At 72.8% G+C, this 20,852-nt stretch carries 17 protein-coding genes; 9 read left to right on the forward strand and 8 right to left on the reverse strand.

The genetic code is table 11. From position 1 onward, the window contains the following. Positions 1–146 precede the first annotated feature (146 nt). Positions 147–503, forward strand: a complete 357-nt coding sequence (locus tag ABT403_RS34365; RefSeq protein WP_344155642.1) for a DUF6247 family protein — start codon at positions 147–149, stop codon at positions 501–503. Beyond that, on the forward strand, positions 500–790 hold the full coding sequence (locus tag ABT403_RS34370) for a hypothetical protein (protein ID WP_344155639.1): 291 nt from the start codon (positions 500–502) through the stop codon (positions 788–790). The genes ABT403_RS34365 and ABT403_RS34370 overlap by 4 nt, the downstream gene beginning before the upstream one ends. Here the strand turns inward: ABT403_RS34370 and ABT403_RS34375 are convergent. Genes ABT403_RS34375 through ABT403_RS34395 form a run of 5 tightly spaced genes read right to left on the reverse strand, consistent with a single transcriptional unit; the run spans position 787 to position 6,275 of the window. Next, the gene (locus ABT403_RS34375) at positions 787–2,097 is read right to left on the reverse strand and encodes a DUF58 domain-containing protein (protein WP_344155636.1); all 1,311 of its coding nucleotides are present in this window, start codon (positions 2,095–2,097) and stop codon (positions 787–789) included. The genes ABT403_RS34370 and ABT403_RS34375 overlap by 4 nt on opposite strands. Beyond that, on the reverse strand, positions 2,097–3,059 hold the full coding sequence (locus ABT403_RS34380; RefSeq protein ID WP_344155633.1) for an AAA family ATPase: 963 nt from the start codon (positions 3,057–3,059) through the stop codon (positions 2,097–2,099). Before ABT403_RS34380 ends, ABT403_RS34375 begins: the two co-directional genes overlap by 1 nt. Beyond that, entirely contained in the window at positions 3,056–4,375 is a 1,320-nt protein-coding gene (locus ABT403_RS34385) for a DUF4350 domain-containing protein (RefSeq protein WP_344155630.1), read from the reverse strand. Before ABT403_RS34385 ends, ABT403_RS34380 begins: the two co-directional genes overlap by 4 nt. Further along, positions 4,372–5,034, reverse strand: a complete 663-nt coding sequence (locus ABT403_RS34390; protein ID WP_344155627.1) for a DUF4129 domain-containing protein — start codon at positions 5,032–5,034, stop codon at positions 4,372–4,374. Before ABT403_RS34390 ends, ABT403_RS34385 begins: the two co-directional genes overlap by 4 nt. An 8-nt stretch (positions 5,035–5,042) precedes the next feature. Next, on the reverse strand, positions 5,043–6,275 hold the full coding sequence (locus tag ABT403_RS34395) for a hypothetical protein (RefSeq protein WP_344155624.1): 1,233 nt from the start codon (positions 6,273–6,275) through the stop codon (positions 5,043–5,045). Between the two features lie 234 nt (positions 6,276–6,509). Between ABT403_RS34395 and mtrA the strand changes: the two genes are divergently transcribed. The 6 genes from mtrA (at position 6,510) to ABT403_RS34425 (ending at position 13,797) form a co-directional block, all read left to right on the forward strand. Next, the gene (mtrA, locus tag ABT403_RS34400) at positions 6,510–7,199 is read left to right on the forward strand and encodes a two-component system response regulator MtrA (protein WP_007264442.1); all 690 of its coding nucleotides are present in this window, start codon (positions 6,510–6,512) and stop codon (positions 7,197–7,199) included. 70 nt (positions 7,200–7,269) lie between these two features. Next, positions 7,270–9,159 carry an MtrAB system histidine kinase MtrB gene (gene mtrB, locus ABT403_RS34405; RefSeq protein ID WP_344155621.1) on the forward strand — a complete coding sequence of 630 codons (1,890 nt, stop codon included), beginning with the start codon at positions 7,270–7,272 and terminating at the stop codon, positions 9,157–9,159. Next, positions 9,137–10,990 carry an LpqB family beta-propeller domain-containing protein gene (locus ABT403_RS34410; RefSeq protein WP_344155619.1) on the forward strand — a complete coding sequence of 618 codons (1,854 nt, stop codon included), beginning with the start codon at positions 9,137–9,139 and terminating at the stop codon, positions 10,988–10,990. The genes mtrB and ABT403_RS34410 overlap by 23 nt, the downstream gene beginning before the upstream one ends. A 56-nt stretch (positions 10,991–11,046) precedes the next feature. Continuing rightward, positions 11,047–11,754, forward strand: coding sequence for a ComF family protein (locus ABT403_RS34415; protein ID WP_344155616.1), 708 nt, complete (start codon positions 11,047–11,049; stop codon positions 11,752–11,754). A 401-nt stretch (positions 11,755–12,155) separates the two neighbouring features. Then, positions 12,156–12,854, forward strand: coding sequence for a ribosome hibernation-promoting factor, HPF/YfiA family (gene hpf / locus ABT403_RS34420; protein ID WP_344155613.1), 699 nt, complete (start codon positions 12,156–12,158; stop codon positions 12,852–12,854). Positions 12,855–13,041: 187 nt separating this feature from the next. Beyond that, positions 13,042–13,797 carry a response regulator gene (locus tag ABT403_RS34425; RefSeq protein ID WP_344155610.1) on the forward strand — a complete coding sequence of 252 codons (756 nt, stop codon included), beginning with the start codon at positions 13,042–13,044 and terminating at the stop codon, positions 13,795–13,797. Positions 13,798–13,860: 63 nt separating this feature from the next. On the opposite strand, the gene ABT403_RS34430 is transcribed toward ABT403_RS34425, so the two are convergent. Genes ABT403_RS34430 through ABT403_RS34440 form a run of 3 tightly spaced genes read right to left on the reverse strand, consistent with a single transcriptional unit; the run spans position 13,861 to position 16,360 of the window. Then, positions 13,861–15,045 carry a winged helix-turn-helix domain-containing protein gene (locus ABT403_RS34430; protein WP_344155607.1) on the reverse strand — a complete coding sequence of 395 codons (1,185 nt, stop codon included), beginning with the start codon at positions 15,043–15,045 and terminating at the stop codon, positions 13,861–13,863. Beyond that, positions 15,042–15,728 carry a GNAT family N-acetyltransferase gene (locus ABT403_RS34435; RefSeq protein WP_344155604.1) on the reverse strand — a complete coding sequence of 229 codons (687 nt, stop codon included), beginning with the start codon at positions 15,726–15,728 and terminating at the stop codon, positions 15,042–15,044. Before ABT403_RS34435 ends, ABT403_RS34430 begins: the two co-directional genes overlap by 4 nt. 56 nt (positions 15,729–15,784) lie before the next feature. Next, positions 15,785–16,360: a GNAT family N-acetyltransferase gene (locus tag ABT403_RS34440; protein WP_344155601.1), complete on the reverse strand. Its 576-nt coding sequence runs from the start codon at positions 16,358–16,360 to the stop codon at positions 15,785–15,787. A gap of 226 nt (positions 16,361–16,586) precedes the next feature. Between ABT403_RS34440 and secA the strand changes: the two genes are divergently transcribed. Next, on the forward strand, positions 16,587–19,391 hold the full coding sequence (secA, locus tag ABT403_RS34445; RefSeq protein WP_344155598.1) for a preprotein translocase subunit SecA: 2,805 nt from the start codon (positions 16,587–16,589) through the stop codon (positions 19,389–19,391). The last annotated feature ends 1,461 nt before the right edge of the window (positions 19,392–20,852 follow it).

A 20,852-nucleotide genomic window follows, 5' to 3' on the forward strand; every position in this document is an offset into this window, starting at 1 on the left:
ACTGCAGGGGGGACCCTGTGGGAGAGTAGGACGCCGCCGAACAATCATTGTGGGAAAGCCCCGCACCAGTCATGGTGCGGGGCTTTTCTGCGTTTACGGCCTGCAGGCGTGCGTCGGGTGCTCTAGGGTTTCCGTTGGAGGACACGATGACAGCACAGCACACCGAGGCTGACGGCCCCCTCATGCCTCAGCCCGCTATGACCCGCGAGGCCCTCCGAGATGCCGTCCGGCGACTGGACATGCGGAGCCTCGCAGAGTTCGACATGGAATGTCACGAGGCGTTTGATCGCGCGGCTGAGACCGGAGCCATCAATCCGCTCAGGTTCTTTCTGATCAAGTGGGCCACCCACGTCGCCATCCAGCGCTGGCCGGCCAGAGCTGGAGCGTTGGCCGAGGCGCAGCGTCTGGCTGGGGATCCTACGGTGGACGACAAGGTGTTCCGGGCCGCCATGGAGAGCAGCAGCCGGATTCTGGCCGAGGCACAGCAGGAGCTCGGTCTGTGACCGCACGCGGGGAGGCGGTTGAGAACGAGCAAGGCTGGGCGTGGGAGTGTGACCCGAGCCGGATCTGGGTCCTGGGCGACATGGCTGCCGAGCATCAGGTGTTGGTCAGTGGGGTGATGGACGGCCTCGTGGATCTTGCCTCGATGGGGATCGACCCGAAGACCGGGAGTCTCTACGAGGATCCGGCTCCCATGAGGCTTCGTACCTACGAGGACGAGCGGCTGATGGTCTGGTATCAGACCATCCCGCATCGTCGACGTGTCTATCTGAAGCGCGTCAACCTCTAGAGCCGGCCCGCCGCCTTCAGGGCCAGGTAGGCGTCCGCCAGGGCGGGGGCCAGGGTTTCCGGGATGGCGTCGACCACGTGGACCCCGTGGCGGGAGAGCTGGTCCGCGGTGCGGCGGCGCTGGGTCTGGGTCTGGGTCGCGGCGGCGGCCTCGTAGACCGCGTCCACGGAGCCGCGGGCGGCGGCCATCGACGCGATGTGGGGGTCGGCCACCGATGCCAGGATCACCGTGTGGCGCTGGGTGAGGCGGGGGAGGACCGGGAGCAGGCCCTCTTCCACCGGGGCCGCGTCCAGGCTCGTCAGCAGGACCACCAGGGAGCGGCGCGGGGCGCTGCGGAGGATGGTGGAGACCAGGGAGCGGGAGTCGGTCTCGACCAGCTCCGGTTCGAGTCCGGCCATGGTGTTCACGAAGGCCGGCAGGACGTCTGCGGCCGCGCGGCCCTGGACCAGGGCGCGGGTGCGGCGGTCGTGGGCGAGGAGGTCCACGCGGTCGCCCGCCCGGGTGGCGAGGGCGGCCAGCAGCAGGGCCGCGTCCATGGCGGAGTCCAGCCGGGGGGCGTCGCCGACGCGGCCGGCCGAGGTGCGGCCGGTGTCCAGGCAGATGAGGATGTGCCGGTCGCGTTCGGGTCGCCAGGTGCGGACCGCGACCTTGGGCCGGCGGGCGGTGGCGCGCCAGTCGATGGAGCGGGTGTCGTCGCCGGGGACGTAGTCGCGGAGGCTGTCGAACTCGGTTCCCTCACCGCGCGTCAGGACGCTGGTGCGGCCGTCGAGTTCGCGCAGGCGGGCGAGGCGGGACGGGAGGTGTTTGCGGCTGGTGAAGGGCGGCAGGACGCGGACCGTCCAGGGGACGGTGTGGGAGCCCTGGCGGGCGAGGAGGCGCAGGGGCCCGTACGAGCGGATGGTGACGAGGGCCGCGCGGCGGTCGCCGCGCCGGGTGGGGCGCAGGCGGGTGGTGAGGCGGCGGCGTTCCCCGGCGGGGACGGTGAGGTCGTGGCGGGAGGCGGCGGCTTCCGTGCCCGGGGTCCAGCTGCTGGGCGGCCAGGCGTCGCGGACGCGGGCGCGGAGCGGGCGGCTGCCGGGGTTGGTGACGGTCAGGTGCACGTCGGCGGTTTCGCCGAGGCGGACCGAGGTGTCGCCCGAGCGGGTGAGCCGCAGGGTGCGGACGGGCGCGGCGAGGGCGTAGTCGACGGCGCAGGCCAGGCCGATGGTGCCGTTGACGGCGAGGAGGCCCGTCCAGCTCGGCTCGAGGAGGCCGACGGGCAGGCTGCCGAGGGCCGCCAGGAGGGCGGCGCGTCCGGTGAGGGCCATCAGCGCGGGACGGGGACGTGGGTGAGGATCGCCGAGATGACGGAGTCGGCGGTGACACCCTCCATCTCGGCTTCCGGGCGGAGTTGGACGCGGTGGCGCAGGGTCGGCAGGGCGAGGGCCTTGACGTCGTCGGGGGTGACGTAGTCGCGGCCGGTGAGCCAGGCCCAGGCGCGGGAGGTGGCCAGCAGGGCGGTGGCGCCGCGCGGGGAGACGCCGAGGGTGAGGGACGGCGATTCGCGGGTGGCGCGGCAGATGTCGACGACGTAGCCGGTGATCTCGGGGGAGACGGTGACGTGGGTGATGGCCTCGCGGGCGGCTTCGAGTTCCTTCGCGCCGGCGACCGGGCGGATGCCGGCGGCCTGGAGGTCGCGGGGGTTGAAGCCGGCGGCGTGCCGGGTCAGGACGCCGATCTCGTCCTCGCGGGAGGGGAGGGGCACGTTGAGCTTGAGGAGGAAGCGGTCCAGCTGGGCTTCGGGGAGCGGGTACGTGCCCTCGTACTCGACGGGGTTCATGGTCGCGGCGACGAGGAACGGCTCGGGGAGCTTGCGGGGGGTGCCGTCGACGGTGACCTGGCGCTCCTCCATGGCCTCCAGGAGGGAGGACTGGGTCTTGGGGGGCGTGCGGTTGATCTCGTCGGCGAGGAGGAGGTTGGTGAAGACGGGGCCGTCCTGGAAGGAGAAGGCGGCGGTGCGGGCGTCGTAGACCAGAGAGCCCGTCACGTCACTGGGCATCAGGTCGGGGGTGAACTGGACGCGCTTGGTGTCGAGTTCGAGGGAGGCCGCGAGGGCGCGGACGAGGAGGGTCTTGGCGACGCCGGGGACGCCTTCGAGGAGGACGTGGCCGCGGCACAGGAGTGCGACGACGAGACCGGTGACGGCGGAGTCCTGGCCGACCACGGCCTTTCCGATCTCGGTGCGGAGCGCTTCCAGGGAGGAGCGGGCGCTGTCCGTGGTGGCCGTCATGAGGTGCGGACCTCTCTTTCGAGGGCGTCGAGGTGGTCGGCGAGCGCGACGAGTGCCGCGTCGTCGGCGGGGGTGGGGCCGAAGAGGAGGGTGGTGACGTCGCGTCCGGCGTCGGGCGGCTGGGGCAGGCGGGCGGAGACGGCGGCGGCCAGGGCGGCCGGGTCGTGGGCCCGTGCGGGCGGTACGCCGACCAGTGCGGCGAGGCGTTCGCGGGCGGCGGCGCGCAGCACGGTGGCGGCGCGGTCGCGGGCGGCGGCCTTGCGGTAGAGGCGGGCGCGGCCCTCGGTGGTCTCGGAGGCGCGGATGGTGACGGGCAGGTCCTCGGTGACGAGGGGGCCGAGGCGGCGGGCGCGCCAGAGGGCGGCGGCCGCGGCGGCCGCGAAGAGCTGGAGCAGGGCCCAGTACCAGCCGGAGGGGACGAGGTCGAGGAGGCTCTTCTGCTCGGCGGGGCCGTCGGCGGGCATGTCGGCGAGGGTGGGCAGGTACCAGACGAGTTCGGGGCGGGAGCCGAGGAGCTGGAGGGCGAGGGAGGCGTTGCCCTCTTCGGTGAGGCGCCGGTTGAGCAGGATGCGTTCGGAGCCGAGGAGGACGGTGTCGCCGCCCTTGGTGGTGCCGGGCAGGACGAGGACGGTGGGGTGGCCGTCGCTGGGGTAGCAGCCGGTCGCGCCTGGGAGGCGGGTGGTGTAGCGGAGGCCGTCGCCGGTGGCGGCGCGGCCGGCGGCGGTGGCGGCCGGCAGGGTGCAGCCGGGGTCGAGGTCGCGCTGGTGGGCGAAGCTGCTGGTGCGGACGGCGGGGGCCAGTTCGTCGAGGGCGGGGCCGGTGGGGGCGATGAGGACGGTGCGGCCGCCGGAGAGGTCGATGGCGGAGCGGACGGCGCGGCGCTGGGGTGCGCCGAGGAGGTCGGGGTCGGTGACGAGGAGGGTGGTGCGGGGGCCGGCCGCGGCGGCGGCCTCGTCGGCGTTGGTGACGACGCGGGTGGTGACGCCGCGTTCCTTGAGGAGCTGGGCGAGGGCGCGGCTGCCGTCGCGGTCGGGGGAGCGGGGGTCGAGGCGGCCGTGGGGGTCGCCGGCCTGGAGCCCGGCGAGGGCGACGGCGGCGGCGAGGAGCACGGCGAGGCCGAGGAGCAGCCCGCGGACCCGGCGCCAGAGCCGGCGGGGGGTGAGCGCGGTGGAGGTGGCGGCCCGTTCGCCCCGGCGGCGGGCGGGGGCGTCGGCGGGCGCGGCGGGTGCCGTGCCGGGGGCGGGGGGCCGTGGCACGGGGGCGCCTGCGGCGGGGCCGGGGGCGGTGGTGTCGGCGGGGTTCGGGTGGCCGGTCATGGGGTGGGGTCCGTCAGGATCGGCCTGGTGCGCTCCAGGGTGAGGTCGAGGGTGCGCAGGCGGGCGTAGGTGTCGGGGTCGGCGGTGCGGCCGCCGTAGGTGACGTCGTCGAAGGCGCGGGCGGCGGCGCGGAGCTCGTCGGCGTGGGCGGGGAGGGGGCGTGCGGCTTCGGCGGCGGCCTCGTCAGCGGTGCGGCCGGGGCGGGGGTCCAGGAGGGTGCGTTCCTCCAGGGAGCGGACGACGGCCCGCATGCGTTCGCGGACGGCTTCGTTCCAGCGGCCGGCGGCGGCGTGGGCTTCGGCGGCGGCGCGGTGGTCGGCGGCGCTGCGGGGGCCGTCGTCGAAGAGGGCGTCGGCGCTGCGGGCGGTGCGGTGGGGGGTGCCCAGGCGCCACCACAGGGCGGCGGCGGCCAGGACGACGAACAGGGCGATGGCGATCAGGCCGACGGTGCCGCCCGGGGTGGCCCCGGAGGCGCGGTCGAAGAACTCGCCCAGCCACTCCCAGAAGCGGTCCAGGGCGCGCTGGAGGAGCCCCGGCTCGTCCTGGTGGTAGATGGGCTTGGCCAGCTCGCGTTCGGCCGCCTCGCGGGCGGCCTCGCGTCCGGTGGTCAGCGGCGGTGTGTCGCCGCCGGCGATGGTGATGAGTCCCCCCGTGCTCATGCGGCGCGTCAGCCTCCGGTGGGGGTGGTGGTTCCGGTGGTGCCGTAGCCCTCGACGCCGGCGGCGCGGGCGAGCTCCAGGTCGAGGGCCTCGCGGCGGATGCGCTGGTCGATGTAGAGGAGGGTGGTGACGCCCGTCTGCATCGGGATGGTGACGGTGGCGCCGGCGACGGCGCCGATGCCGGTGATGATCAGGAAGGGCCAGCTGAGGCCGGCGGAGCCGTCGAGGACGGCGGTCAGGCCGCCGCCGAAGATCATGGCCGCGGCGGCGAACGGCAGGACGATGATCCCCGAGAGGATGAACCGCATGACCCAGGTCAGCATGCTGATGCCGAAGATGCGCCACCAGGAGCCCTTGACCAGTTTGGCGGAGCGCTTGAGGGCGGCGGCGGGCGTGCCGCGTTCCAGCATGAGCGCGGGCGGGGCCAGCGCGAAGGTCACGTAGAACCAGGCCAGCAGCACGATGCCGACGGGCAGGCCGAGGGCGGCCAGGGCGGGGCTGCCGAGGAGGAAGCCGGGCAGGGTCGGGAGCAGGCCGGCGGCGAGTGCGCCGAGGAGGAGCAGGCCGGTGAGGGCGAGCATGCGCGGGGCCAGCGGGCGGACGGCCTTGAGGGTGTCGCCGAGGGTGGAGGGCCGGCCGAGGACGGCTCGGCTGAAGACGGGGGCCAGCAGGGAGGTGACGAGGATGAGCCCGAGGACCTCCACGTAGTACTGGAAGCCGTAGAGGAGGCCGGTGTCGCCCAGGGCGCGGATGGCCTCGCGCGGGGTGGCGGGCTCGGTGGAGGGCAGCGGGAGGCTGTCCATGGTGAGGCGCTGGACGACGAGCAGCGCGATCTGGGACAGGGCGGCGACGACGAGGCTGATGGAGAGCACGGAGCGCCAGTGGCCGGTCAGGGTGCCGACGGCGCCGTCCAGTATCTCGCCGAGGCCGAGCGGCCGCAGGGGGATGATCCCGGGCTTCGCGGCGGGCGGCGGGCCGCCCCAGCCGCCGCCGGGGTTGCCGTAGGCGTACGGGGCGGCGGGCTGCTGTCCGGGCGGGTTCGGGTACGCGCCCCAGCTGGCGCCCGGCCGCTGCTGCGGCGGGGTCTGGCCGGCGGTGGGGCTGCTCCACTGCCCGGGGGGCGGCTGCTCGGTGGACCACTTGGACGGGGCGGAGCCGTCCGCGGGCGGCTGCTGAGCGGCGTCGGGGCCCTGGCCGTCGGACGGGGATCCGGGCGCGGCCCAGCCCGGAGAGTCGTTCATCGTCGCTCCTTCACGTGCACCTGCCGTGGCGGGCGCGCTGGTCGGCTGTCATCGTGCCATGGGGAGGTCCGGGAACGACGGGCCGTCCCCCGGATCCCGGTCCGCTCGTCCCTTCAATTGTCGCGCGGATCCGGGGCAGACTGGTCGTCCTGATCACCACGCAGGTCCGAGGGGCGATTTCCAGCCCTTTTGGCTGTGGGACAGCTCACCGCCAGGTAACGATTAGCTAATGGGATGATGTCAACCATGAAGGGACGCGTCCTCGTCGTCGACGACGACACCGCGCTGGCCGAGATGCTCGGCATTGTGCTGCGTGGAGAAGGTTTTGAGCCGTCGTTCGTAGCGGACGGTGACAAGGCATTGGCTGCCTTCCGAGAGGCCAAGCCGGACCTGGTGCTGCTCGACCTCATGCTGCCCGGACGGGACGGCATAGAGGTGTGCAGGCTGATCCGTGCCGAATCGGGCGTGCCGATCGTCATGCTCACCGCCAAGAGCGACACGGTGGACGTGGTGGTGGGCCTGGAGTCCGGTGCCGACGACTACATCGTCAAGCCGTTCAAGCCGAAGGAGCTGGTCGCCCGCATCCGGGCGCGCCTGCGCCGTTCGGAGGAGCCCGCGCCCGAGCAGCTGGTCATCGGTGACCTGGTCATCGACGTGGCCGGGCACTCGGTCAAGCGCGACGGCGCCTCCATCGCCCTGACCCCGCTCGAGTTCGACCTGCTGGTCGCCCTCGCGCGCAAGCCCTGGCAGGTGTTCACCCGCGAGGTGCTGCTGGAGCAGGTCTGGGGCTACCGGCACGCGGCGGACACCCGCCTGGTGAACGTGCACGTGCAGCGACTGCGCTCCAAGGTCGAGAAGGACCCCGAGCGCCCCGAGATCGTCGTGACGGTGCGCGGTGTCGGCTACAAGGCCGGACCCAGCTGACGTGCAGTCCGGCAAGGCCCGGAGCGGCTCCCGCCGGGGAGCCCTGCGGGGCGGCCGGCAGTTCCGTCAGATGGCTGACGGAGCGCCCGGCGGCCCCTTGCTGCGGCTGTGCGTACGCCTCGTGCGCCGGCCGCTGCTTCCGGCTGTCCGCATATGGCGGCGCAACATCCAGCTCCGGGTCGTCGCCGCGACCCTCCTGATGTCGCTGGCCGTGGTCCTCGCGCTCGGCTTCGTCGTCATCGCCCAGGTCAGCAAGGGCCTCCTGGACGCCAAGGAGGAGGCCGCGCAGAGCCAGGCCGCGGGAGGGTTCGCGGTCGCACAGGAGAAGGCCAACACCCCCTCCGCCTCGGACGGGGCCGACGCCACCGACAACAAGGTCGGCCGCGACGCCAGCACCTGGATGAACTCGCTCGTCAAGCAGCTCGCCAGTGGCGGCCAGACCGCCTTCGAGGTGGCCGCGCTCGGCGCCGGGACCGGCGAGCAGGCCCCCACGAGCCAGGGCGTCAAGGGCGCCCGCGCCTCCGGGAACGTCGACCCGACCGCGAGCGTCCCGCTGGAGCTGCGCAAGGCCGTCAACCACAACACCGGCACTTTCAAGACGTTCTCGCAGATCCGGTACACCGCCGGGACCGGCAAGCACCCCGAGCCCGCGCTCGTCGTCGGCAAGCGGCTCACCGACATCAACGGCGACCCGTACGACCTGTACTACCTCTTCCCGCTCACGCAGGAGGAGGAGTCCCTCAACCTGGTCAAGAGCACCATCGCCACCGCCGGGCTCTTCGTCGTCGTGCTGCTCAGCGCCATCGCCTGGCTCGTCGTGCGCCAGATCGTCACCCCCGTCCGGATGGCCGCGGGGATCGCCGAGCGGCTCTCCGCCGGACGGCTCCAGGAGCGGATGAAGGTCACCGGCGAGGACGACATCGCCCGTCTGGGCGAGGCCTTCAACAAGATGGCCCAGAACCTCCAGAACAAGATCCAGCAGCTGGAGGAGCTGTCCCGGATGCAGCGCCGGTTCGTCTCCGACGTCTCGCACGAGCTGCGCACCCCGCTGACGACCGTCCGCATGGCCGCCGACGTCATCCACGACGCCCGCGTCGACTTCGACCCGGTCACGGCGCGCTCGGCCGAGCTCCTCGCCGGACAGCTCGACCGGTTCGAGTCCCTCCTCGCCGACCTGCTGGAGATCAGCCGCTTCGACGCCGGCGCCGCCGACCTCCAGGCCGAGCCCATCGACCTGCGGGACGTCGTGCGCCGCGTCATCGACGGCGCCGAACCGCTCGCCGAGCACAAGGGCACCCGGATCCGGGTCCTGGGCGACACCCAGCCCGTAATAGCCGAGGCCGACGCCCGGCGCGTCGAGCGGGTGCTGCGCAACCTCGTGGTCAACGCCGTCGAGCACGGTGAGGGCCGCGACGTCGTCGTCCGCCTCGCCTCGGCGGGCGGGGCCGTCGCCGTCGCCGTCCGCGACTACGGCGTCGGGCTCAAGCCCGGCGAGGCCACCCGCGTCTTCAACCGCTTCTGGCGGGCCGATCCCGCCCGGGCGCGCACCACCGGCGGTACGGGCCTGGGCCTGTCCATCGCCGTCGAGGACGCCCGGCTGCACGGGGGCTGGCTCCAGGCCTGGGGCGAGCCCGGCGGCGGCTCCCAGTTCCGCCTGACCCTGCCCCGTACCGCCGACGAGCCGCTGCGCGGATCGCCGATCCCGCTGGAGCCCGAGGACTCCCGGTCCAACCGGGCCAGGGCCGCCGGCCGCGCGGGCGGCGCCGGCGGGCCCGGCACGCACCCCGACGGGCGCGCCGAGCGCGCGGACCGCGACCCGATACCGCCCCGGCCGGCGGTCACCACCGCCCTGCCGGTGCCCGCCGACCCGACGGCGCTGCCCGGCAACGGCGCCCGCGTCGTGGCCCGGCCCGCCGACCAGGGCCCAGCACAGGAGGATGGAACCGGTGGAGGACGCTGAGCGCCGCGGGCGGGCACGGCCGGCCCCGCTGAGGGGCGCCCGCGCGCTCCTGGCCCTGGGGGCCGCCGGGCTGCTCCTCGCCGGCTGCGCCTCCATGCCCGACCGCGGGGAGATCCGCCGGGTGGAGGCCTCCCAGGGGGTGGACTCGCAGGTCCGGGTCTTCGGCGTGCCCCCGGCCGACAAGGCCAGCCCGGCGGAGATCGTCGACGGCTTCCTGGAGGCCATGACCAGCGACGACCCGCAGCTGGTCACCGCCCGCAAGTACCTCACCGACGACGCCGCCAAGACCTGGAAGCCGTCCTCGGCCGTCACCGTGCTCTCCGCCGGCCTCGACCGCGTCCCCGTCCAGGGCGAGAAGGACCCCGACGGGCCCCGCTGGAAGGTCACCGGCAAGAAGCTCGCCACCGTCGACGAGCGCAGCGCCTACCAGCCGGAGACCGGCGGCAGCCGCTACGAGGAGTACCTCCAGCTGGTCCAGTTCAAGGGGCAGTGGCGGATCGCCACCCCGCCCAGCAGCCTCGTGCTCAGCGAGTCCGACTTCCAGCGCATCTACAAGCCCGTCAACAAGTACTACTTCGCGGGCGGCACGCTCGTCGCCGACCCGGTGTACGTGCGCCAGCGCAGCGATCCCGACACGCGGATGGACCCCACCACCCTGACCGTGCAGTCGCTGCTGGCCGGTCCCTCCAAGTGGCTCGGGCCCGTCGCCTCCACCGCCTTCCCGACCGGCACCGAACTGCGCGAGGGCACCAAGTCCCTCGCCTACGACGGCCAGAACACCCTGCGCGTCCCGCTCAACCAGGTCGCCGAGAACGCCGCGCAGCCGCAGTGCCAGAAGATGGCCACGCAACTCCTGTACACGGTCCGGGACCTGACGGCCTCCCGGCTGGACCGGGTCGAAGTGCTGCGCTCGGACGGCAAGTCCTCGCTGTGCTGGGTGACCGCCTCGAACGCGGCGAGCCTCGCCAACCGGCCGCTGCCGCCGCAGCACCAGTACTACGTGGACAAGGACGGCCGGCTCGTACGGATGGTCCTCAACGCGGGCGCGGACGAGCAGCAGCAGGACAAGCCCGAGCCGGCCCCCGGGCCGCTGGCCACCGCCGCCGGGTTCAAGGTGGGCTCGGCCGCCGTCACCTACGACGAGAAGCGGGCCGCGGTCGTCTCCGACGACGGGCACGGGCTGTACGTCGTCACGCTGACGACCACCGGGCCGATGCCGCAGCCGCTGCTGACCAGCAAGACGGGCAAGCTCACCGCGCCCAGCTGGGACGCCCGGGGCGACCTGTGGATCGCCGACCTCGACCCGCAGAGCCAGGGCCTGTGGCGGGTGCCCGGCGGGACCGGGACCCCGCAGAGGGTGGACGTCTCCGGCCTGGACGGGGCGAAGATCAGCGGGCTGAAGGCCTCCGCCGACGGGGTGCGCATCGCGCTGCTCGTCGAGCGGGACGGCGGGCGCAAGAACCTCTACACCGGGCGGATCGAGCGGCCCGAGGGCAAGGGGGACGCCTCGCAGGTGTCGGTGCGCGAGCTGCGTCCGGCCGCGCCGCAGATGGCGGAGGTGACGGCGATGAGCTGGGCGCCGCGCGGCCGGCTGCTGGTGGTGGGGCGCGAGAGCGGCGGCGTCGACCAGGCCCGCTACATGCTGGCCGACGGGTCGATGGTCGCGGCGAGCCTGCCCGGGGCGACCGGGCTGAGCGCGATCGCCGCCTCCGAGGACGAGTCGAAGCCGGTGGTGGCCTCCTCCACGGAGGACGGCATCGTGTGGCTGCCGCCGGGCGCGCAGTGGCGTACGGCGGCCGCGGGCGGCCGGGCACCGGTGTACCCGGGCTGAGCCCGGGGTTTTCCACAGGGGTCGCGCCCTGCCCGGGCTGCGGGCAGGGTGGAGCCGTGCGGGGATGGTGGCGGGAGACGGCCGGGCTGGTCCTGCCCTCCTGCTGCGCGGGCTGCGGGGCGGCGCGCTCGCTGCTGTGCGGGGCCTGTCGTGCGGCGCTGGGCGGAGCGGGCGCGGGACCGGTGGCTCCGGCGGCGCGGTGGGCGGGTCCGGCGGGGCTGCCGCCGGTGTTCGCGGCGGCCCGGTACGAGGGGGCGGCGCGGGCGGTCGTGCTGGCCCACAAGGAACGGGGAGCCCTGCCGCTGGCCGGCCCGCTGGGCGGTGCCCTCGCGGCGGCGGTGGCGGCGGCCCGCGCGGGCGGGGCCGGGGCGGGGGAGCTGGCGCTGGTCCCCGTACCGTCGGCGCGGCGGACGCTGCGGGCGCGCGGGCACGATCCGGCGCGCAGGGTCGCGCTGGCCGCGTCCCGGCGGCTGCGCGCGGCCGGTGAGCCCGCACGCGTGGCGGCCGTGCTGCGGCTGCGGCGGCAGGTCGCGGACCAGGCGGGGCTGGGGGCCCGGCAGCGGCGGGAGAACCTGGCCGGGGCCCTGGAGGTGCGCCCGGGCGGGACGCGCCTGGTGGCCGGGGCGCGGATCGTGGTGGTGGACGACGTGGTGACGACCGGGGCCACCCTCGCGGAGGCGGCCCGGGCACTGCGCGCGGCGGGGCTGTGGGCGGACGCGGCGGCCGTGGTGGCGGCGCCGGCGGATTCGTTCACCCGGGCCTGATGCTAGAGCGCCGGTGGACAACTCGTACAGAGCAAAAACCTTGTGAATAGATTTGGAACTGCTGGGGAATGCGCATCGTTGCAGGTAGTAAGAGGGACCAACCCCCTGGACGGAGGAAGGTTCCGGTAGCGGGTGCCGACAACGGGCATTGAGAGATATGTTCGGTTGTAAGGAACTGGCGATCCTTGGGCCCCTGGTATCGGAGCGCCAGTCCGCCCGTTTTGGAATCTTCGTGTCAGAGGGTGTCTCTCGACTCCGAAGTCGGTGGGATGTAGATCTTGCCGATGGGGGAGGAGGAGGTGAAAGTCGCCAAGTCCGAGGCTCCGGTGTTCACCGGAGCCTGGTGCGAAAGGGAGACGCTTCGCCGCTCGCGGTGAGGGTCTCCGGGAACGGAGTTCTGCGTGGACATCGTCGTCAAGGGCCGCAAGACCGAGGTGCCCGAGCGGTTCCGCAAGCACGTGGCCGAGAAGCTGAATCCCGAGCGGATCCAGAAGCTCGACGCCAAGGTGATCAGCTTGGACGTCGAGGTGTCCAAGGAGCACAACCCGCGCCAGGCCGACCGTTCCGACCGCGTGGAGATCACCCTGCGTTCGCGGGGCCCGGTGATCCGGGCCGAGGCCGCCGCAGGCGACCCGTACGCGGCCCTCGACCTGGCTCAGGACAAGCTGGAGGCCCGGCTGCGCAAGCAGCACGACAAGCGTTTCACCCGCCGCGGCTCCGGACGGCTCTCGGCGGCCGAGGTCGCCGACAGCGTGCCGGGCGTCGCGACGCTCAACGGCAACGGGCAGCCGGTCGGTGAGGAGATCGAGGACGGAATTCCGACCACCCGGATCGGATCCCTCGAAGTGCAGGGCGAAGGCCCCCTGATCGTCCGCGAGAAGACCCACTCGGCCCGGCCCATGTCGCTCGACCAGGCGCTCTACGAAATGGAGCTGGTCGGCCACGACTTCTATCTGTTCGTCGACTCCGAGACCAAGATGCCGAGCGTCGTCTACCGGCGCCACGCCTACGACTACGGCGTGATCCACGTGGACCCCGACGGGGCGTCCAGCTCGGAGGAGTCGGCCGTCGGCGGTGCCGGCGGGGCGCTCGGAGGCTGATCATCGATCCGTTGCCCCTGCGGAAGCCCGGTGTTTCCGCAGGGGCACCTGTATGACTCGTATGAGCCAAAGGGATTCCGCCAGACCCCCGTCGGGCGGTGCGGGCATGGAATCATGGCGGGCAGTCAACCGGCGGCCGCCCCCGCCGGATTGGCCCAGCAGCTCGGTACATGCAGGGGGAGGAACGATGACGGACGGCTTCGGGCCGGTGCGCGGTGACGACGGAGCCGACTGCCGTGCGGTGCGGGCGGGGGAACCGGCGGGGGCCGGGGAGCCCGCCGGGGAACCCATCAGGGTCCTCGTGGTCGACGACCACGCCCTCTTCCGGCGCGGGCTGGAGATCGTCCTCGCGCAGGAGGAGGACATCCAGGTCGTCGGTGAGGCCGGGGACGGCGCGGAGGCCGTGGACAAGGCCGCCGACCTGCTTCCGGACATCGTGCTGATGGACGTGCGGATGCCGCGGCGCGGCGGGATCGAGGCCTGCACCTCGATCAAGGAGGTGGCCCCCTCCGCGAAGATCATCATGCTGACGATCAGCGACGAGGAGGCCGACCTCTACGACGCGATCAAGGCGGGTGCGACGGGCTACCTGCTCAAGGAGATCTCCACGGACGAGGTCGCCACCGCGATCCGCGCGGTCGCGGACGGGCAGTCGCAGATCAGCCCTTCGATGGCGTCGAAGCTGCTGACCGAGTTCAAGTCGATGATCCAGCGCACCGACGAGCGCCGGCTGGTGCCGGCGCCCCGGCTGACCGACCGGGAGCTGGAGGTCCTCAAGCTGGTGGCGACGGGGATGAACAACCGGGACATCGCCAAGCAGCTGTTCATCTCCGAGAACACCGTGAAGAACCACGTCCGCAACATCCTGGAGAAGCTCCAGCTGCACTCGCGGATGGAAGCCGTGGTGTACGCGATGCGCGAGAAGATCCTGGAGATCCGTTAGCCACGCGGCCCCCGCTCCCGCGGCCCCGCCGCCGGCTCCCTGCCCGCGCGGCGGGGGCCCGGGTCAGGTGAGCCGGGCCAGTTCGGCCGTCACCGCGGCCGCCTCGGCCGCGTCCCGCGCCCGCTCCACGCGGACCGCGTCACAGCCGACCCACTCCGCGGCCTCGCGCAGCGCGAGCGCCATCGGGCCGGCCGCCTTCGGGGTGGTGAGGGAGAGCTGCCGGGCCACCAGGGTGCGCCCCTCGCGGCCGGGGTCGACGCGGCCCTGGAGCCGGCCGCCGGCCAGCAGCGGCATCGCGAAGTACCCGTGTATCCGCTTCGGCTTGGGGACGTACGCCTCCAGCCGGTGCGTGAAGCCGAAGATCCGCTCGGTGCGGGGGCGGTCCCAGACGAGGGAGTCGAACGGGGACAGCAGCGTGGTGCGGTGCCGGCCGCGCGGCTCGGACGCCAGCGCCTGCGGGTGCGCCCAGGCCGGCTTGCCCCAGCCCTCCACCGACACCGGGACCAGCCCGGAATCGGCGACCACCGCGTCGAACTGCTCGCCCTTGAGGCGGTGGTAGTCGGCGATGTCGGCCCGGGTGCCCACCCCCAGGGACCGGCCGGCCAGCGCGACCAGGCGGCGCAGGCACTCGCGGTCGTCGAGGTCGTCGTGGAACAGGACGTCGGGGACGGCCCGCTCGGCCAGGTCGTAGACCCGCTTCCAGCCCCGCCGCTCGGTGCAGACCACCTCACCGGTGTCGAGCAGCCACTCCACCGCGATCTTGGTCTCGGACCACTCGAACCACTCCCCGCCGTTCTTGGCACCGCCCAGTTCGGAGGAGGTCAGCGGGCCCTCCGCGCGCAGGCGGTCCAGGACGGACGCGGTCGAGCGCTCCTTGTCCCGGAGGACGTGCCAGCGGTGACCGCGGGCCCGCCGGGCCCGGCGGCGGAACGCGAAGTGCGGCCACTCCTCGATGGGCAGGATGCACGCCGCGTGCGACCAGTACTCGAAGGCGTGACTGTCCGACCAGTACGCCTGTTCCACGGTGTCCCGGCCGACCGCGCCGAGCCGGGCGTAGGGGATCAGCTCGTGCGACCGGGCCAGGACCGAGATGGTGTCCAGCTGCACGGCGCCCAGGTGCCGCAGCACCCCGCGCACACCCGCCTTGCGGTCGGGCGCGCCGAGGAAGCCCTGCGCGCGCAGGGCGATCCGGCGGGCCTCGTCGGCGGAGAGGGTGACGGTCGGCTGGGGCACGGTCGCGGTCGTCATGACCGCACCCTAGGCCCCGCCACTGACAACGGGGCCCCGTCCGGTGCGGCTCCGTCCGGCGCGGACTCGTCCGGTGCGGCCGTGTCCGGCTCGGATCCGTCCGGCTCGGACCCGTAGGGCAGGGACTCGGCGGGCAGCGGCGAGGGCAGGCCCAGGTCGGCCGGGAGCAGGGAGGCGACCCAGCAGTCCCGCAGGAGCCCGCGGTGTTCCATGCCCGCCCGCTGGACGCCCTCGAACGTGAAACCGGCCTTCTCCGCGACGGCCCGGGAGGCGGTGTTGCCCAGCCCGGCCCGCCACACCAGCCGGACGCAGCCCAGCTCGGTGAAGGCCCAACGGGCCACGGCGAGCAGGGCCTCGGTCGCGTAGCCCTTGCCGCGGTGGCCGTCGACGGCCCAGAAGCCGACCTCGTGCGCGTGGTTCCCGGCGGGGACCAGCCCCAGAGTGGCCACCAGCGGGCCGTTCGCCCCGAGCCGGGCGACGAGGTTGAACTCGGTGCCCTCCCGCCAGCGCTCGGGCGCGGCGCGCGTCACGTACTCCTCGGCGTCGGAACGCCCGTACGGGACGGCCACGGGGATCCAGCGGGCGATGGCCGGGTCCTGGCAGGCGGCGTACGTCTCGTCGACGTCGGAGGGCAGGTGCGGGCGCAGCACCAGGCGCCCGGTGGTGAGGGTGATCGGGTCCATACCCCGGATTCTGGACGGAGGCGCAGGTCAGGGGCGAGGGGGTTTGCGAGGAGGTCTCACCGGACCGGCAGGTACGGCAGCCGGGAGGGCAGCCCGAGGTCCGAGGGGAGCAGCCCGCCGACCCAGCAGTCGCGCAGGGTGCCGCGCAGGTCGAGCGCGGCCCGCAGGACTCCCTCGACGCGGAAACCGGCCTTCTCCGCGACCGCCCGCGAGGCGGCGTTGCCGACGGCGGCGCGCCACTCCAGCCGTCCGGCGCCGACCTCGGTGAACAGCCAGCGGGCGACCCCGCCGACGGCCTCGGCCATGTAGCCGCGGCCGCGGTGCTCCTTCGCGGTCCAGTAGCCGATCTCGTACGCGCCCGGGCCGCGCACGTGCACGCCGACGGAGGCGACCAGCGGGCCGTCCTCGCCGAGGCGCACCGCGAAGGCGTACTCGCGGTCCTCGCGCCAGGAGGCGGGGCAGACCTCGTTCACCCAGGCCTCGGCGTGCTCCCGCTCGTAGGGGGAGGGGACGAGGGTCCAGCGCTGGATCTCGGGGTCCTGGCAGGCGGCGTGCACCTCCTGCGCGTCGGAGGGGGCGAAGGGACGCAGCGACAGCCGGGCGGTGGACAGGGGGAGGGCGAGCGGTTCCATGAACGGATTGTGGCGGCGCCGGGTAACCCGGGCGAGGGGTTTTCGCCCGCACCGGCACCCAAGGGCTCCCCCGTACGTTCTCATTCCGGGCGCCCGTGCCCTGCGGACACGGCGGACCTCCCGACGCGACCACGTCCTCGCTTACGATGGCCGTTGCGGTGGGGCCCACCTGCCGTGCCCGGCTACGTAAAGTGCCCAGGCCCGACCGGCAAGGAGACCAGCCTCAGTGTCCGTCCTCACCAAGCTCATGCGTGCAGGCGAAGGCAAGATCCTGCGCAAACTGCACCGCATCGCGGACCAGGTCAACTCCATCGAAGAGGACTTCGTCAACCTCTCCGACGCCGAGTTGCGGGCCCTCACGGACGAGTACAAGCAGCGCTACCAGGACGGCGAGAGCCTCGACGACCTGCTCCCCGAGGCCTTCGCGACGGTCCGCGAGGCCGCGAAGCGCGTCCTGGGCCAGCGGCACTACGACGTCCAGATCATGGGCGGCGCCGCGCTGCACCTCGGGTACGTCGCCGAGATGAAGACCGGTGAGGGCAAGACCCTCGTCGGTACCCTCCCCGCCTACCTGAACGCCCTGTCGGGTCTGGGCGTCCACCTGATCACGGTCAACGACTACCTCGCCGAGCGCGACTCCGAGCTGATGGGCCGGGTGCACAAGTTCCTCGGCCTGGAGGTCGGCTGCATCCTGGCGAACATGTCGCCCGCCCAGCGCCGCGAGCAGTACGCCTGCGACATCACGTACGGCACGAACAACGAGTTCGGCTTCGACTACCTGCGCGACAACATGGCCTGGTCGCAGGACGAGCTCGTCCAGCGCGGCCACAACTTCGCCGTGGTCGACGAGGTCGACTCCATCCTCGTCGACGAGGCCCGTACCCCGCTGATCATCTCCGGCCCGGCCGACCAGGCCACGAAGTGGTACGCGGACTTCGCCAAGCTGGTCACGCGCCTGACCAAGGGCGAGGCCGGCAACCCGCTCAAGGGCATCGAGGAGACCGGCGACTACGAGGTCGACGAGAAGAAGCGCACCGTCGGCATCCACGAGGCCGGTGTCGCCAAGGTCGAGGACTGGCTCGGCATCGACAACCTCTACGAGTCGGTGAACACCCCGCTCGTCGGCTACCTGAACAACGCCATCAAGGCGAAGGAACTGTTCAAGAAGGACAAGGACTACGTCGTCATCGACGGCGAGGTCATGATCGTCGACGAGCACACCGGCCGTATCCTCGCCGGCCGCCGCTACAACGAGGGCATGCACCAGGCGATCGAGGCGAAGGAAGGGGTGGACATCAAGGACGAGAACCAGACCCTCGCCACGATCACCCTCCAGAACTTCTTCCGCCTCTACACCAAGCTGTCCGGTATGACCGGTACGGCCATGACCGAGGCCGCCGAGTTCCACCAGATCTACAAGCTCGGCGTCGTCCCGATCCCGACGAACCGCGCCATGCAGCGCAAGGACCAGCCCGACCTCATCTACCGCACCGAGGTCGCCAAGTTCGCCGCCGTCGTCGACGACATCGCGGAGAAGCACGAGAAGGGCCAGCCGATCCTCGTCGGTACGACGTCGGTCGAGAAGTCCGAGTACCTCTCCCAGCAGCTCTCCAAGCGCGGCATCCCGCACGAGGTGCTCAACGCCAAGCAGCACGAGCGCGAGGCCGTCATCGTCGCGCAGGCCGGCCGCCGCGGCGCCGTCACCGTCGCCACGAACATGGCCGGCCGCGGTACCGACATCAAGCTCGGCGGCAACCCGGACGACCTCGCCGAGGCGGAGCTGCGCCAGCGCGGCCTCGACCCGGAGGAGCACATCGAGGAGTGGGCGCACGCCCTGCCCGACGCGCTCGCCAGGGCCGAGGCGGCCGTGAAGGCGGAGTTCGAGGAGGTCAAGGAGCTCGGCGGGCTGTACGTGCTGGGCACCGAGCGGCACGAGTCGCGCCGTATCGACAACCAGCTGCGCGGCCGCTCCGGCCGCCAGGGCGACCCCGGCGAGTCCCGCTTCTACCTGTCGCTGGGCGACGACCTGATGCGCCTGTTCAAGGCCCAGATGGTCGAGCGCGTCATGGCCATGGCCAACGTGCCGGACGACGTCCCGATCGAGAACAAGATGGTGACGCGGGCGATCGCGTCGGCCCAGTCGCAGGTCGAGACCCAGAACTTCGAGACCCGTAAGAACGTCCTGAAGTACGACGAGGTCCTCAACAGCCAGCGCGAGGTCATCTACGGCGAGCGCCGCCGCGTCCTGGAGGGCGAGGACCTGCACGAGCAGGTGCGCTTCTTCATGGACGACACCATCGACGCGTACATCGCCGCCGAGACGGTCGAGGGCTTCGCCGAGGAGTGGGACCTGGACCGGCTGTGGGGCGCCTTCAAGCAGCTCTACCCGATCAAGGTGACGGTCGAGGAGCTGGAGGAGGCCGCCGGCGACCGCGCGGGCATCACCGCCGAGTTCATCGCGGAGTCCGTGAAGGACGACATCCACGAGCAGTACGGGGCCCGCGAGGCGGCGCTGGGCGCCGACGTCATGCGCGAGCTGGAGCGGCGCGTGGTGCTGTCGGTGCTGGACCGCAAGTGGCGCGAGCACCTCTACGAGATGGACTACCTCCAGGAGGGCATCGGCCTGCGCGCGATGGCCCAGAAGGACCCGCTGGTCGAGTACCAGCGCGAGGGCTTCGACATGTTCAACGCCATGATGGAGGGCATCAAGGAGGAGTCCGTCGGCTACCTGTTCAACCTGGAGGTCCAGGTCGAGCAGCAGGTCGAGGAGGTCCCGGTGCAGGCCTCGGCGGCGCCGTCGCTGACGAAGGAGCCGGTGCCGTCGGCGCGCCCGGAGATCCGCGCCAAGGGCCTGGACGCCCCGCAGCGCCCGGACCGCCTGCACTTCTCCGCCCCGACGGTGGACGGCGAGGGCGGCGTGGTCGAGGGCGACTTCGACGACGCCAACGGCGGCGGCGACGGCGACGGCCTGACGCGCGCGGAGCGGCGCAAGGCGCAGAAGGCGTCGGGCGGCCGGCGCCGGAAGAAGTAACCCGCGCGCGTACACGCACCGGATCGGCCCGGACCGGCCCGTCCCGGACACCTTCAGGGTGTCGGGGGCGGGCCGGTTGGGGTTGTACGGGGTGCGGTGGGGGCGGGCTTTTTCCCCCGCGAGGGGCCGGGGGCGGGGCGGTGGCTGCCCACCCGCCTCCCGGGGTGCGGGGCGGTGGGTGGGGGGCGGGGGCCGGCAGGGCGGTGCTGATCGGCCGGCCGGGACGGGGGGTTGTGGGGGTCTGACCTGGGCGGTCTCAGGGAAGGGTTGGGGCTTTCCCGTCAGTCTCATCGTCCTTCCGTGGCGGGCCGGCCTGTCAAGGGCGCTCCTTCGTCGCGTCGCTGCGCGATGGCCTTCGGCCACCCTTGACAGACAGTCCCGCCACGGAAAAACGAAGACTGCCGGGAAACCCCCAAAGGAACGGGACGGACGTTCATGGGGCATGCGGCCGTGTCAGGGATCAGCCGGGCAGGCCGGGGGCCGGCAGACCACACATCCGGCCCCCATGAGGTGCAATCGATGCCAGCCCACGCATCAGATCGCTACGCGCTCCTCCCATTTCGGCGTCCGCCGGCCGTCTGGGGCCGCTACCCGCACGAAATGCCGATCAGGACCCCATGCGGAGCGGATCGGCGCCGCAGATCGCTACGCGCTTCTCTTTTCTCGGCGGCTTGCCGCCGTCCTGGGCCGGGATGCTCTGCGGGTTGGCCTGTGGTGCCGGTACCAGCCCAAGACGGCCGATGGCCGCCGAGGAATGGGCAGCGCGTAGCGATCTGACGCGACCAGCGGCCCCGATGCCCATCTCATCGGCCGTTCGTGCAGGTAGCGGCCCCAGACGGCCGCCGGACGCTAAGCGATGAGGAGCGCGTAGCGATCTGATGCGTGAGGTGGCGCCGATTGCCCCCGACAGCGGCCCGGATGCCCGGTCTGCCGTGTCCCGACCGCCCTGCTGGTCGCTGATGCCGCCGTATGTCCATCTCCGGTCCGTCCCGTTCCTTTGGGGGGTTCCCGGCAGTCTTCGGCTTTTCGTGGCGGGACGGTCTGTCAAGGGTGGAGCGCAGCGACATCGCGAAGCGACGCGACCGAAGGGAGCGCCCTTGACAGGGCGGCCCGACGCGGAAGGACGATGAGACTGACGGGAAACCCCCAACCCTCCCTGAGACCGCCCAGCCCAAGTCCCGCCCTCCCGGCCCCCTGCCCCGGGTTTCGTGTGCGGAGAGTGAGGGGGGTGGTGGGGTGGTGTGGGGGCCGGGTGGGTGAGGGGGGCGTCCCCTATCGGGGGCGGGTGGGGTGGGGGCTGGGCGTCTACTCAGGGGGCTTGTGGGGGGTTTTTCGGGGCTTGGGGGACGGGGGTGGCGCCTCGGATAGGTGAACCTCGGGCGGGGGTGGTGGGGGGCCGGCCGGTGGTTGCGGAGCGTGTTCGGGGGTCGTAGAAAACCCGCATCAAGTTACCGCCTGGTA

Origin of the sequence: Streptomyces sp. NPDC000075, assembly GCF_040301925.1 — a bacterium.
GTDB classification, from domain to species: domain Bacteria; phylum Actinomycetota; class Actinomycetes; order Streptomycetales; family Streptomycetaceae; genus Streptomyces; species Streptomyces polychromogenes.